Raw genomic sequence first — 15717 nt, 5'->3', positions numbered from 1 at the left:
GGGTGAATATTTCTAATACTTCAAGGACTTACATTGGCCTTCGGGCAATGGCGGTGCATCCATGCAGCGCCTATTAACTTCGCAATATTCATTGCCAAGTTAATAAGCTTTACAGCCGTTTAGGGAAACTGGGCAGACGCGCAATACTATTACGCAAGGTTTGCCCGGAAAAACTCACTTAGCTTGGCAAAGGGAATTTTCTCCACTTGGTCGTAGAGATCAACGTGATTTGCGCCCTCCACAATAAGCAGCTCTTTCGGCTGGGCCGCTTGTTGATACGCTGTTTCGCTAAAGTAGCGGGAGTGGGCTTGTTCACCATGAATGAATAACACCGGGCGCGGTGAAATTTCAGCAATATAGGTGAGTAAAGGCATGTTCATAAACGATAACGAGTTTGTGATCGTCCAGGCGCCGTTGGAGTTAATTGATCTCGAATGGAAACCACGCTCCCTGGATTTATAGTAGCCAGCATATTCCACGACAAATTGCGGCTCACCACCTTTTAGCTCGAGAGAAACAGGACCTAACTCCGGTTGCCCGCGCTCCGCGTCAGTCCATCGTTGCAGACTTAATTGCTCCAGAGTTTTGGTGCGATCATCGAGGGTCATACTGTCGTTGTAGCCTTTTGCCATTACACGAGTCATGTCGTACATAGTGGACGTCGCTACCGCTTTTATACGCTTGTCCGCCGCTGCCGCACTTAATGCCATCCCTCCCCAGCCACAAATTCCCAGAATGCCGATACGCTTGCGGTCTGCGTTTTCCAACAGACCAAGATAGTCAACCGCCGCACTAAAGTCCTCGGTATTGATATCAGGAGAAGCCACGTGTCGCGGCTCACCACCGCTTTCTCCGGTGTAGGAAGGATCAAACGCCAGTGTTATAAAGCCCTGCTCGGCAAGCGTTTGCGCATATAACCCCGAGGCTTGCTCTTTCACCGCCCCAAAAGGCCCACTAACAACGATAGCCGCCATCTTTTTCTCAACGGTTTTGGGCAGGTACAGATCACCCACCAAGGTAATGCCGTATCGGTTTGTAAAGGTCACCTTTTGATGTTCAACTTTATCGCTCTTTGCAAACGTTTTATCCCACGCATTTGTCAGGCCCGCAAAATTTTGAGTTTTGGCACCGGCCGGTAAGTTGTTCATTGCTAAAAATCCTCCTGTTAACCATAAAAATTGGCGGCGACTGAATGCATATTTTCCTAGCCCACGTATTTTTCTGTGTTGCTTCACTGAGCAATCCTCCGTTGGGGTCTACCCCTTTGCGTTCGGCAGGTTCGCCGCTATGGCTTTACAGTATGCGCCTGACGCATTGCGAACAACCGGCTAACGCTCATTGCATCTATGAATGTAACGCATGGATAGAGTGCCCCTAAGTGCACTACACTGCATAATCAGCACTTAACGCCTCGATTTATTCATGGTTTTAGATGCATCAGGCGTACAATCAACCTGCTGTTCGCCGGGCTAACTCCTAAAGAAATAAAACATGCAGGTAGAGAGACAAAACATGCGCGAAGATTTAAGTGATCTGGCACTATTTATGGTGGTTGCCGAGCTGCAAAGTTTTACTCGGGCAGCGACCCAACTGGAGCTCTCGCAATCGGCGGTAAGCCATGGGGTGCGCCGGCTGGAGGCCAGTGTCGGTATAAAACTGTTGAACCGAACATCCCGCCGTGTTTCTACGACAGATGCAGGAGAAAAACTCCTGGCTGCACTGCGCCCCGGACTGGGTATGATCAATGCGCGTATCGAAGAGTTACGGCTCCTCGGCGATGCGCCGCGCGGACTGGTGCGCATATCCACCAGCAAACCCGCGCTACGCACCCTACTCTGGCCAAAGCTCTCCGCCGTTGTGCGCGACTATCCTGAAATCCAAATTGAGTTGAATTTAGAGAGCCGCTTGACCGACCTTGCGGAAAACCGCTTCGATGCAGGTGTACGGCTGAAAGAGTTTGTCAGCCCAGATATGATTGCAGTCCCTATCGGTCCTCCCATTCGGTTGGCGGCGGTGGCAGCACCGCATTATTTCCAGCAGCATGGTACCCCCGAGCACCCGGACGATTTAGAACAACACGACTGCCTGGCGCTGAGATTTCATGCGCAGGCACCAGTGTACGATTGGGAGTTTGAAAAGGCCGGGCAGGTACTGGTTAAAAAAATCACTGGCCCTTTTATTTTTAGCGAAAGTGGTATCGCCATAGAAGCTGCCAAAGCAGGCCACGGTATCGCGTTTGTTACTGAACCAGAAGTTATCGACGGTATTGAAAATGGATCACTGCGGCGAGTGTTAGCCGACTGGTGCCCACCGTTTGACGGCTATGTACTTTGCTACTCAGGCCGCCGCAATCTCAGTTCCGCTTTCCGCCTGGTGATCGACCGGTTGAAATACGTCCCGACGCTGGACGCTTAGCGGTACCGCGCGAAGTTAAAAAAGCAGAAGCAATCTTCAGGAAGTTATCGGCAAATAATTTTGCTTTCCTATCCGTAGTTGGCTGGCGAAACCGTTTTACGAACAGGCCCCATTCACGCCAGACAACGTCGATAATAAAACACCACATCAACATCTATTATCAGTTGGCGCGAAAAGCGCTTGAATCAAAGCTGTAAACCGTCGTTGCCATGAAAAAATAATCTAACACGCAGCCCAATAGCGTTTCTCACGCTCGACTATCCTCACGGAATAAATCTACTCATTTGGAGTTTTTGCTTGATGGGCCGCTTGTTTCGTGCGTGTGTTGCGAGCTTTCTTGTTATTTCGTCCTTTTCCACAGTCAATGCAGATACCTACCCACCCACCTGGGAAAATGGTGCGGGCGGTGCGATTCATTTCCCCCCGGTGAACTGGCCAACAGAACCCGCCAACCCACAGGATTGCGGCGAGAATTGCGGCCAGTGGCAACCCTATACGCGATTTCAAAACGAGATCGCGGATGCACGCAACCAGGACCCTTCAAACGGTGGTACCTCACCGCAAAGCTATGTGAACGTAGCCTCCTCCTGCGTGGATAAATCGCTGCCAAGTGTGTATTACTACCTGCATCAAGGCGCTACCGAAACAGACGATGTGCTGATGTTTCGCTGGCGCGTGGAAAGCAGCGCACACACGTATGCCACAGGGCCTAACGCAGGCAACTTTTCCAGCAGCAACCCATGGTCTTCCGCACTGTGGACTGTGTTTTTTGACGTGGCAGGCAGCGGCTACCGCATGCTGGCCGCACACCTGGACGGCTCCTCCGGAAGCCCATCGGAGTCGGTAGACAGATTGGCCGGCATTTGGGGCGAAAGCGCGAGTCAATCGCTGGACTATCTCAACGACCCCAATGTCCACCTAATCGCCCACAACCCCACTGGATTCGTCGGCGCGACTAACAAGCTGTTGAATTTTCAGGGCAGCCTCACTCCGACTGAAAGCTGGCCGAACGGCAGTAGCGAAACGGAATGGGACTACGGCACAACGCGCGCAACGCTGGTCAGCAAAAATTCGTGTACCGAGTATTTTGTTGATTACCAAATCCCTATCGCGATGCTGGATGCGAGTGGACAAGGGGGCCCAAGCCTGAGCCGCACTACCCCCATCGCCATGTTGTTTTGTACCGCAAACAGCTTGAACAATCCGCTGCAAAAAGACTGCGCCGTGGGCAAAGAATGGCTGGCAGACTCAGGCGTGCGCGCGCCGTTTGGCGACTATATTTCATTTAATAAAACGTCTGCCTACGAACAGCCGATTATTGCAGAAATTAAAGTAACACCTCCGGCCAGTTGTCCTGGCTCATACAACCTTAGCGCGCAGGTAAAAGACACGCTGGCGCTGCAGAATGGTGTGGTTACCCCGTCGGTAAAAGCCGTGGATTTTTACTACTGGTACGACGCCAACGGCGATGGCGAAGCCACAGCGGCGGACTCCGGCAGCACCTGGGTCCACACCGGTACGACTGCAACCCTCGCGAGTGGCAGCATTAATACCTGGCAAGCCAGCTGGGATGCCACCAGCCTGGCCAAGGGCCAGTACCTTGTCGCGGCGCAGGCGGTGGATGATAACAGCCTGGTAGACGACGACATGACGCCGTCCGGCATGGACAACCGTACCTTCTCCTATCTCTCCGGTGACAGTGATAACCGTATTTACATCGACGGCAACTGGATCAGCGGACAACAGGCACTGTTCCCGATACACACGCCAGCACAGTCTCCAAGCGCAGTGGAAAACTGGTACGGCAACCCTAGCGTAACGGGCAACCAACTCGCCCTGGTCGGCACCGCAATTAATGCCTGCGGTATTGCGCCAACAATACAGTTAAGTGTCAACACCCACGAAGTTGGCGCCGGTGACGACGTAGAATTTAGCGTTACTGTGAGCAACCCCGCCGCTAACGCTACCGGGATCTCCCTCGCCAGCTTCAGCAATCGACTGCCCGCAGGCTTCAGTTACCAGGCGGCGTCCACCAGCGGGAGCACGACCAGTGAGCCAATTGTCGCGGGCCAGCTGCTTACATGGAATCTTTCTAGCCCCATCGAGCTTACCCCGGGCGATAGCGCCAGCATTAGCTTCCACGCACAGGCCAGCGCAACGGTGGGCAATTACAACGACTCGGCCAGTGCAGTCACCAGCTTTGGCGTGTTAGAGGCCAGCCCGGTAAGTATCGCCGTGGATGCCGCCCATGCGAGCCTGTCAGCGACGGCAGATGTGTGGACTATTGCAGCGAACAGTAGTGATTTGGTGACATTTACTTTCATCTACAGCAACGACTCGAACCTGGGCCTGGTCGATGCAAGTGTTACTACCCAAATCCAAACCAACAGCACTTATACAAGCTGTAGTGGTGGCCTAAGCTGCGCCGAAAGTGCTGGCGTTGTGACCTGGCAGCTTGGCGATATCGCCGCCGGTGGCACTGGGTCGGTGAGCTTCTCAGTGGTGGTGGATAGCAGCTGGCCGAGCGCTTTTCTCACCCAACAGGGCGAACTTAACGCTGCGGATTCCGCCAATAACGCCGTGCAATCATCAGCGGCAATCACAATTTCTGTCACCGGTGGCACCCTGCCGCTCAGCCCCGCAGACTTTAGCCTGCTAAAAACCGCATCCGTCATTCAAGCGGTACCGGGCGACCCGGTGACATTCACCATTGCCTACAACAACTACGGCGGGCAAAGCGCTGAGGATGTGGTGATTACCGACACCCTGCCCAGCGGGCTCAGTTTTTTAAGCTGTAGCGATGGTTGCAGTGAAAGCGCTGGCAATGTGACCTGGAGCCTGGGCACCGTTACTGCGGGTACGAGCAACAGCGTCACCGTTATCGCAGAGGTCGCGTCACCATTTACCGCACCCAACCCGGCAATTAACAGCGCAGCGCTGGACTGGACCGGTGGAACCACTGTAACAACCAGCACCAGCCTGGGCGTATCTGGCAGTGCCTGTAATGACTATTACTTTAGCGATACCAGCGGCGACGTAGGCTTCGACGGCGCAGAAAAACTATCCGTGTTAAGCCCCGTACCCACGGTAGCCGATACCGGCAGCACTGTGTTAATTACCGCCCCCAATAATTCCGGCGGCTATGTGGAAGCCGTGCGCTTTTATCAGGACCCGGCAACGCAAAGCGACGTGCCGTTTAGTGGCAATATCGAAACGCGAATTTACATTGATCGCGCCAATGGCCCGGCAATGAATTTGCGTTCAACGGTGTACGACTACGACTCCACCAGCGGTGCGCTCACCCAGCTCGGGCAGCAACTGGATTCATTTAATGGCAGCACCAAAGGGTTGCTTGAGGTGAGCGTGCCCACCAGCGGCACCTTAAACAAAGATCACCGCTTATTGTGGGTATTCGAGGCGCAATCGAATCACAATTCGCAAACTCTGGATGTGGAATTCCAGTATGGCGGCACCGTCACTAACGGTATTTCAAGTGGCACCACGCCCGCCATTTCCGGTGCCAGCTTTTGTGTTACACCACCGGCTAACCTGATTTTAAGCATTGTGCCGAGCGTCGGTCAGGTCGCAGAAACCAGCACCGAAACCGTCACCTACACGCTCGACTACGCCAACACCGGGTCGGTTGATGCCACTAACACACAACTGGTCAATACCCTGCCCTCGGGCTTCACTAACTGTGAGTTCTCGACCGACAACCTAAATTGGAGCAGCTGTAACAACGGCGACAGCCACAACTTTAACCTGGGCAATATTGGCGCGACTCAGAGCGGCACCGTGCATGTGCGTGGCGCCGCGCCAGCAGGTTCCAGCGATGGCGAGACACTGAGCAATAGCGCTGCAATTTCCAGCGACCAAACCACAGAGCAAACGGCCACTGCCGATATTGCTGTTGTGGGTGCAGGCACGGTGAGCGCGCCGAAACTGGCGGTTAACCTGGTCGCAGACACCACACGCGTCGTTCCGGGTGACACAGTTACTTACACATTCACCGTCGTCAACATTGGCACCGCCTCCGCAAATAACGTAACCGTCAGCAATGTGCTTCCGCTTGCCAGCTACTTTACCTATCAAAACTGTACCGGCGGTTGTATCAATACCAGCGGTACCCTGAGTTGGACTATTCCCTCGCTTTCTGCAGGTGCCTCTCAAACCTATAGCTACTCATTGCTCGCCGGTACCAACGGCCTCAGTGCGGGTGTGACCACAATTGATGACGACCTGGAAGCCAGCGCAACCAGCGTTGCTGCAATCACCAGCAATAGCGTATCGGTAAATTTAAGCGGCAACCCTCAGCTCAGCTTAAGCAAGGTCGCGAGCGCCACCAGTGGCCTTGCGCCCGGCGAGACGCTGACCTACACACTTACCGTAACCAATTCGGGTTCTGTCGCTGCGACCGAGCTGGTGATCATTGACCCCATCGCCGATTACACCCAATTTGCGGGTAATACCAGCGCAGCCAGTGGCACCGTGAGTTTCGATGCGGTGAACAATCAGGTGATCTACTCGCTGAGTACACTCTCTGCAGGCGCCTCGGCGGTGTTTACCTTTGATGCGCGCATCAACCAGGAACTCGCCAGTGGTGATACACACATTACCAATACTGCCTCGGTAACCGCCAGCAATGCACTAGCTACAGCAGACAGCGTAACCAGCACCGTCACCGCAACGCCGCAGTTGCAGCTGAGTCACCGGGTTGCTGGTTCCAGCGCCTACCCCACTGCGACGTTGACGGCTGATGCCAGCAGCACGCAGATCGAGGTCGATAATCCTCAACACTTCAGTTTGGGGCAGTCGGTATTGATTGGCGGCAATATTTACCGTGTTCTCGCAGTTTCCAGCCAAACGCTGTTGTTAAACCAGCCGGTTAGCGCGAGTGACGGCGACTCGGTCATCGGCGGCATTGTGTTTACTATTGGCTACCAACACACAGGCACCGCTGAATCCATTGGTACCACGCTTCAACACCAACTGCCCGCCGGTCTTTTATATTACGCAGCGAGCCCCGGCGCGAGCAGTGCCCCAAGCACAGGCGCAAACGGCAGTATCAGCTGGGATCTCGGCACTCTTCAACCGGGTGACACCGGCAGTTTGCAGGTTCTCGCCATGCCAGATGGTACGACCGGCGCACTCACAGCGACAGCTGTCATTAGCGCCGCCAATGCGAATAACGCCAGTGCCGATGCTATGATCTCGATTGGTGGCTTATCTGCCGCCAAAGCTACCAGCACGCCGCTGAAATCGGCAGGTGAAATTGCCAGTTACACCATTACACTGCACAACAGCCTCAGCAGCCCAGTCACCGGCATCAGTCTGCGCGATCAATTGCCTGGGGGTTTCAGCTATAGAACAGGCAGTGCACTGGTGGGCGGAATTGCCATTGAACCCGACTTTGATGTGGGTGACAGCGACGCTATCGAACCTGTCTGGAACAACCTTACCGTGCCAGCCAATGGTAGCCTGCAGATTGACTTCGATGCCGATATCGCCCCGAGCACCGGTGCGGGCGTTTACCAAAATAACCTGCAAATAAATGCGCCGGTCGGAATAGGACTACAAGCCTTCGACCCGCTGTCGACAACCAGTGACGATGTCACTGTATTGGCCGACAACGAAGCCCGTATTAGCGGCACCGTGTTCCACCGCACCACAGCCACTGGCGAAAGTTTTGTCGCAGGCGAAGATGCCCCGCAAGCCGCCGTTACAGTACATATTTACCAAACCGGTGGCGATTGCAATAACGCTTACGACAGCCTTTGCTACCGCGTATTTACCAATGCCGATGGTGTATTCAGCACTATCGTTCCCGCTGGTGACTGGTTAATTCAGGTAGTTGCAAACACTGGCGATCTAAACCCTTCGTGGGTGCAGCTCGTGGGCGACAACAACAACGCGGTCACTTTACTTGCGGGTGAACAGTACACGGACCACAACGGTTACGGTGTGCTCAGCGGAAACTCACAAGTCTCCGCCATTGATCTCAATACAGACCAGGACACACCGCTAAGCTTTAACGTCGGCGACTTCGACAACGCATTTACACCGCTTAACAGCAGTAATTTGCTACAAAAAATCCGCGTGGAAAGCTTGCCTGGCCAGGGCACGCTTACCCTGAGCAGCAGCCCGGTTAACGTGAATGACGAAATCGAGCGCAGCGACATTGCGAACCTGGTTTATACACCTGGCAGTGGCGTCAGTGGCATGGATACCTTTCAATGGAACGGAACCGACGGCCTTGCGTACGCGGCAACAAATGCGGCTGTGAATATCGCTATCGCACCCGCAGCTACACCGACACCGACTCCCGTACCTTCGCCCTCTCCTTCGGCAACGCCGACCACAACGCCAATACCAACCGCTACGCCAGCGCCGACTGCCACGCCGGTACCAACAGTGACGCCTGCACCAACAGTAACACCGTCCCCAACCGCGACTCCGGTGCCCTCGGCCACGCCGACGCCAACAGTTACACCTGTGCCGTCAGTCGTGCCATCTGCGACACCTACGCCTACCACAACACCGTCACCAACAGCTACGCCGGTGCCGTCCGCTACGCCAACTGTGACGCCAGTTCCTTCAGCAACACCTTCACCGTCACCAACCCCGGTCAGCCCCAACAAACCACCGGTTGCACAGGATATGGATATCACCGTACAGGATGACGAGCCACAGGTAATCGATGTGATCGCAGCCTCTGCTGATCCCGACGGCGACCCGCTAGTAATTTTGTCCGCCGTGAGCGACTACGGCCTGGTCGAAATTGTCGACAACCGACTGGTGTTTACGCCAGATGCGCTGTTTAGCGGCACTGCAGAAATTCGCTATAAAGTCAGCGATGGCAAAGGCGGTTTTGCAGAAGCCTCTATTATTGTCACCGTCCCCGGTACGGCGGAATCGCCGAGCCTGACGGTACCTGACGATCTCGCAGTGGATGCCAACGCGCTTTACACCAAAGTTAATCTGGGTGTTGCCAGTGCGGAAGACCGCTTTGGCAACCCACTTCCTGTGTCGCTCGTTGACGGCCAACCGTTCTTCGAGCCGGGGGTCAATCGCGCGTTCTGGGAAACCGTGGACGCGAACGGAAATCGCCGTGTGGAAATGCAACTGGTGCGGGTTAACCCGCTAATCTCCATCCGCAAGGACCAGATAGTGCTGGAAGGCCAAAGTGCGCGTGTTGGGGTTTACCTCAACGGGCTGGCACCAGATTACCCGCTCGAAATTCCCTTCACGCTTGCTGGCACCGCGAGTAATGCCGATCACGATCTGCAAAGCGGTAGCCTGGTTATTACATCCGGCACGGAAGCTTCGATAATGTTGAATACCATTGCAGACGCGATAGAGGACTCCGGCGAAACGCTGATAATTTCACTGGCACCAACACTTAACCGAGGCAACAAATTCAGCCACACACTGACCATCAGCGAAGGCAATATTGCCCCGGTAGTGGAAATTGCGGCGCAACAGAATGGCGACAAGCGCTTGCTCATCAGCCGCACTGACGGCAGCGCAGTACTCACTGCCAATTACAGCGATGCTAACAGCGGCGACAGTCACAGTTTTACCTGGCGCGTAGTTCGCGGCGAAGCAACCGACCAGGATTCCGAGGAAACGACGTTTACGCTAGAGCCAGCAAGCCTGGCGACCGGGCTGGTGATTATTGAGGTGGAAGTGACGGACAACGGCAGCCCGCCCATGAGTGACACCGCGCGGGCTTACCTGGATATTGTCGAAGACCTGCCGCAATTGCCTGCCGACCAGGACAGCGATGGCGATTTGATTCCCGATAGTATTGAAGGTTTGGCCGACAGCGACAACGACGGCGTACCGGATTATTTGGATTCCCGACCCGAGTGCAATGTGCTGCTCGAACAGGTGACGGAGCAGGATGCCTATCAGATTGAGGGCGACCCAGGCGTGTGCCTGCGCAAAGGGGTATTCACCGTCGCCGGACAAACCGGGGGCGCTCAGCTACACGATGCCGACTATCAATTTGAATTAAACGACCTGCCTGTCGACACGGAAGCACAATATCCAAGCGGCATTTTCGACTATATCGCCTACGGACTGCCGCAACCCGGCTTGCTGTATCAAATCGTGATTCCGCAACGGCTGCCAATTCCTGAAAACGCGGTATTCCGCAAATTCAGCAACAACCGCTGGGGATTTTTTGTGGAAACTGACGAGGACCTGGTCTCCAGCACCGAAGGCGAACAAGGCTTCTGCCCACCACCAGGTGGTGCCGGATGGCAGCCGGGGCTCACGCCCGGGCACTGGTGCGTGCAGCTGACAATTCGCGACGGCGGCCCGAATGACGATGACGGCTTGGCAAATGGCCGGGTGTTCGACCCGGGTGGCGTAGCCATTCTTAGTGCCGCCAACAGTGCGCCTTTGGCGGAAAACTCCAATACAGAAATGCCGCAAGACAGCGTCATTAATCTGCCTTTGGACGCACTGATTCACGATGATGACGGCGACCCGCTCACCACCATCGCAGCCAGCGTCAATATTGGTGACGTCACGATTAACCCGGATGGCAGCTTGCGTTATCAACCGCCAGAGGGCTATGTCGGCGATGCAGTAATCACTTATTCGGTAAGCGACGGCAATGGCGGCACCGCCGTTGGTGTTATTACCGTTAGGGTTACCGCACTTTCCAATTCGGGAGAACCGCCAGTGCAAACCATCGATACTAACTTGCGCACCGAGGGTGGCGGCGGTAGCTACTCTGCTGCGCTGCTGAGCCTGCTCGCGTTGCTGTTGCTATGGCGACAACTGCTGCTGCGACAACCATTGAGTCCGCGAGCTCAGACACGACAACACGCTCCGATGCTGCTACTAGCCCTCTGTGTTGTTGTTACAGGTTTTACCTTTACCCCGCCCGCACGTGCAGAAAAGGCAAACGACGCGTTTTATCGCTGGTACCTGCAGGGCCGTATTGGCAATAGCCGCAGCGACACAAACGATGGCAGCCTGAATAAGCGATTCGCAAAAGCTGGACTGAACGCGCAAGTCACCGATTTCGATGATTCCGATACCGGGTATAGCATGGCGTTGGGTTATCGGTTTACACCTCGCTGGTCGGCGGAACTCGGCTATCTGGATTTGGGCGAATTTAAAATCGACATACAGGGCAGCTATCAAAATCCTAGCGAGTTTTATAACACCATCGAAAAACTCCATCCGGAATCGGGCGAAGGAGCCTTTTTGGCGGGGATGTACCTGCTGCCGCTCAGCGAGAAAGTTCAGCTCGGCGCTCGAGCCGGCATATTCCGCTGGCACGGGGATTACACGACCCAGCAACCAGCGAACAACAACACCGTAGTCGGCACCAATTATCAAAAAGGCACCGACGGCTTTGTTGGACTCGTGCTCAATATGGATGTGACACCGCGTTGGGCGGCAGCATTGGGTTGGGAACGTTTCGGCTTCGATAACCACAATGTGGATTTTATTAACGCAGGGTTAAGCTACCGGTTTGGTAAAGCTGTGCGACGCAATGAAACCACAGCGCCGTTAAAAGTGGTTGCCGAAATACCCGAGGCGAAACCTGCAATCCCAGCGGAGCCTGCAAAGGAGTACGTGGTCATTTCCAAAGACGATTGCGCGCTGTTTAGCGGCACCTTGGAAGGCGTTACCTTCGCAACGGCCTCCGCTCAGCTCACCGAAGCCGCACAACATACGCTGCAAAATGCCGTGGATGCATTACAGCGCTATCCCCGCCTGGCCATCAGCATTCGCGCCCACACAGATGCAGTCGGCAAAGCCGAGGATAACCTGGCGCTGTCCGAAGCACGCGCGCTGGCGGTTCAACAGTTTTTTGTTGCAGCGGGGGTTGATAACGAACGGTTGAGCGCCCGGGGATACGGCGAAGCCGAACCTGTAGCAGACAATTCCACCGCAGCGGGCCGCGCGCAAAACCGACGCGTGGAATTAAAACTCGCAGAAGACACAAACGAAATTTGCCCGTGACTATTTCTTCGAGTAGCGAATTACTCGGGCATGACTGCGCGCACGAGTGAACTGCCAGTAACACGGCTAAGTTCAGTGAAAACAGGCTTCAAGTGATTACCAGAGGTGCAACAGATTGTTAGCGGTTGCACCTTTTCGTCCCTGAATATTGACAGCTCTGCACAATTGCAGATAACGCGCTTACTCAAATAAAGGTGATATCAGGTCGATGAACCTGCTTATTACACTTGCTTTAACGCCATAAGCTATACGCTATTCGACCTGCTTTGTGTGCCAGGAAATTCGCTCCATTTTAGTCCAGCGTACGCCGGTAGCGTAGCACTGCCATGCATCCGACTATGACAATAAACACGCCCACCGCGACAAATTCGTTCGCTACATCCGTCATCGCGCTGCCTTTTAACATGACGCCGCGAACTATCCGCAAAAAATGCGTTAGCGGAAGACCTTCGCCAATTACTTGGGCCCAAACCGGCATCCCGCGAAATGGAAACATAAAACCAGAGAGCAAAATAGACGGTAGAAAAAAGAAAAAGGTAAGTTGCATGGCCTGCATTTGGGTTTTCGCCACCGTAGAGAAGGTAAAACCCAAACATAAATTCGCCAGAATAAACACCAACACGCCGAACAACAGTAAGGTCAAGCTCCCAACAAACGGCACACCAAAAAGGTATTTTGCAGCGAGTAAAATAATCGCCGTTTGTCCAATCCCGACCAGCACATAAGGGGATATTTTACCAAGCATGACTTCGTGCGCGCGGGACGGCATAGCCAGTATATTTTCGAGATTGCCTTTTTCGCTCTCCCGGGTCATCGCCATTGAGGTGATCATAACCGAAGTCATCGTCAAAATTACGCCCAAAAGACCTGGAACAATATTGTATTGGGTAATTCCTTCCGGGTTATATTTCCGGTGAACCACGACGTCCACCGGAGCCTCTTGCGATTTTAAATAAGCGAGACTCCCGGTGAGTTCTTTGGCTAAAGCCCGACTAACAATCTCGTTCGCACGGCCGATGGCGTTGGAAGCGGCGGCCGGGTCTGACGCATCGGCTTCGATCAATAACTGTGGTCGTTCGTTGCGTATCAACTTGCGGGTAAAACCAATGGGGATATGAATTACAAACGCGACCTTGCCTTGTGCAAGCAGTTTTTCAGCGTCTTCCTGATTCGTGATTTGCGTTGCAAAATTATAGTAATGGGACTGCTCAAACCCCGCGAGCAACGTGCGCACAATCGGCGTGTTTTCTTCGGCATAGATTGCGGCAGGCAAATACTTTGGATCGGTGTTAATGGCAAACCCAAACAATACCAGCTGAATGATAGGAAAACCGATCATCATCGCAAATGTCATGCGGTCACGCCGCATTTGGATCAGCTCTTTGGCCATGATAGCCCAGATACGCGACAAACTACTCACAGTGCTCAACCTCAACTAATGTTTGCGTGCGTCCACACCGGCTTGTCGCATTAACGCGATAAACACGTCTTCCAAGTCCGGCTTAATTTCCTGCCAGTTCAAATCAGCGAACTCGGGCTGATTCACTGCTTTTTCGAGCAAGTCTCTGTGCGTACCGCTTACATGCAATGCCGACCCGAAGTAGGAGGCATTGTCGACCCCTGCTATGTCGGTAAGGGCCTGCACATGCTTGCGAACATCCGCACCGCTTGCAGCAAAAGTAACTAAACGCGATTCATCAATAACGTCCTGCACCCGCCCTTGAGTAATTAAATTCCCATGTGCGAGGTAGGCAATTTTGTCGCAACGCTCCGCTTCATCCATATAGTGAGTGGACACGAGAACGGTCATCCCACTGCTGGCGAGTTCATGAATTTCATCCCAGAATTCACGCCGCGCCTGCGGGTCAACACCCGCCGTAGGCTCATCCAATAACAGCAATTTGGGCGCGTGCATGGTAACCGCAGCCAGTGCCAGGCGTTGTTTCCAACCACCGGATAAGGCGCCGGCCAATTGGTGCTGCCGCTGGGTTAAACCGAGTTTTGTGAGCGTCTCGTCTACCACTGCATTTTTTCGCGGCAAGTCGTACATTCGGGCAACAAACATCAGGTTTTCGCGAATACTTAAATCTTCCCAAAAGGAAAATTTCTGGGTCATATACCCGGTACGCCGCTTAATTTCTGCAGCCGATTTTAGGATATCGTAACCGAGGCACTTGCCAGACCCTCCGGTGGGCTTTAACAGGCCGCACATCATCCGAATGGTAGTCGTTTTGCCCGACCCGTTTGGCCCGAGAAACCCCCAAACCTGCCCTTGCGGCACATCGAGATCAACACCATTAACTACGGTTTTGCCACCAAAGGCCTTCACGAGCCCGCGAACCTGAATTGCCATGTCGCCCATACATATGCTCACAAATAGACATCCACAGGTTGGCCTGGGCGCAAACCGCTGGCCGGTGTTAGTGTCGCCTCTACCAAATAAACAAGTTCCGCGCGACTCTGATTGCTGTATAACACCGGGGGAGCAAACTCCGGCTGCCGGCCAATATAGGTGATCGCAGCTTGCCGTTGATCGTTGTTGTCGTTAATTATTTTTACCGCCTGGCCTGGGGATATTTCAGAGAGAAGGGCCTGCGAAACATAAAATCGCACTTTGGTACTCTCCGGTCGAATGACCGATAGAATCGGGGTACCCGGGCTAACGTATTCGCCCTGTCGATAAAAAAGTGTGTCAACAATGCCACTGTTGCGCGAGATAATCGTGCGTTGCTGCAACTGCCACTGCTGCTGCGCCAGGGCCTGTTCGGCTGATTTTTCTGTATTGCGCGCGGCCTCAAGCTGATGTTCCCGCGCGGGTAATTTGAGCAATTTCAGTTGTTGGCGGGTTTGCTCAACCTGCGCCTTTGCCACGCTGTAACGCGCGTCTGCCTCGTCAAAATCACTCTTAGCGGTAAGATTTTTTGCCAGCAATTCTTTTTGCCGCTCAAGTGCGAGGCGCGATTCCTCCAGGGTCGCTTGCTGCGATTTCAGCAGATATTCGGTGGATGCAATTTCTTCCGAACGTGCGCCCTGCCCCAGATCCAACGCCTGCTGCTGCGCCACCGCAACCTGGGCCTGCGCCTGCGACACCGCTAAGCGCTGCGATTCGTCATCCAAGGTTACAACAATATCCCCTTCCGAAATTGGCTGCCCTTCAGTAACGTTCAGTTGATTTATCCAGCCAGCCTGCGGAGCAGAAATGTAAAACTGCACAGCCTCAACATAGCCGTTTGCGTGCCGGTTGGCGGGCTCCTCGCTGCAGGAAGTTAGCCAAAAAAACACGCACAGAGACAGGGTGCGAACAATAAAATTCAT

At 54.1% G+C, this 15717-nt stretch carries 6 protein-coding genes; 2 read left to right on the top strand and 4 right to left on the bottom strand.

Annotated elements, in window-relative coordinates; all coding sequences use genetic code 11:
• Positions 1-149 precede the first annotated feature (149 nt).
• Positions 150-1148 carry an alpha/beta hydrolase gene (locus TERTU_RS09930; protein ID WP_041590184.1) on the bottom strand — a complete coding sequence of 333 codons (999 nt, stop codon included), beginning with the start codon at positions 1146-1148 and terminating at the stop codon, positions 150-152.
• Positions 1149-1491: 343 nt separating this feature from the next.
• Between TERTU_RS09930 and TERTU_RS09925 the strand changes: the two genes are divergently transcribed.
• Positions 1492-2415: a LysR family transcriptional regulator gene (locus TERTU_RS09925; protein ID WP_015820291.1), complete on the top strand. Its 924-nt coding sequence runs from the start codon at positions 1492-1494 to the stop codon at positions 2413-2415.
• A 300-nt stretch (positions 2416-2715) separates the two neighbouring features.
• Positions 2716-12402 carry a cadherin-like domain-containing protein gene (locus TERTU_RS09920; RefSeq protein ID WP_015820282.1) on the top strand — a complete coding sequence of 3229 codons (9687 nt, stop codon included), beginning with the start codon at positions 2716-2718 and terminating at the stop codon, positions 12400-12402.
• Positions 12403-12694: 292 nt separating this feature from the next.
• Here TERTU_RS09920 and TERTU_RS09915 read toward each other — a convergent pair whose 3' ends face one another.
• The 3 genes from TERTU_RS09915 to TERTU_RS09905 are packed head-to-tail and all read right to left on the bottom strand — an operon-like array spanning position 12695 to position 15717.
• Complete coding sequence (locus TERTU_RS09915; RefSeq protein ID WP_015820913.1) at positions 12695-13822, bottom strand: ABC transporter permease; 1128 nt, start codon at positions 13820-13822, stop codon at positions 12695-12697.
• Positions 13823-13837: 15 nt separating this feature from the next.
• Positions 13838-14764 (bottom strand): ABC transporter ATP-binding protein, encoded by a 927-nt coding sequence (locus TERTU_RS09910; protein WP_015819148.1) that lies wholly within the window; start codon positions 14762-14764, stop codon positions 13838-13840.
• Between the two features lie 8 nt (positions 14765-14772).
• On the bottom strand, positions 14773-15717 hold the full coding sequence (locus TERTU_RS09905; protein WP_015819725.1) for an HlyD family secretion protein: 945 nt from the start codon (positions 15715-15717) through the stop codon (positions 14773-14775).

This window comes from Teredinibacter turnerae T7901 (genome assembly GCF_000023025.1).
In the GTDB taxonomy this organism is placed as follows: domain Bacteria; phylum Pseudomonadota; class Gammaproteobacteria; order Pseudomonadales; family Cellvibrionaceae; genus Teredinibacter; species Teredinibacter turnerae_B.
The sequence above is the reverse complement of the archived record's forward strand: the minus strand, read 5'-3'. Positions and strand labels throughout refer to the sequence as shown.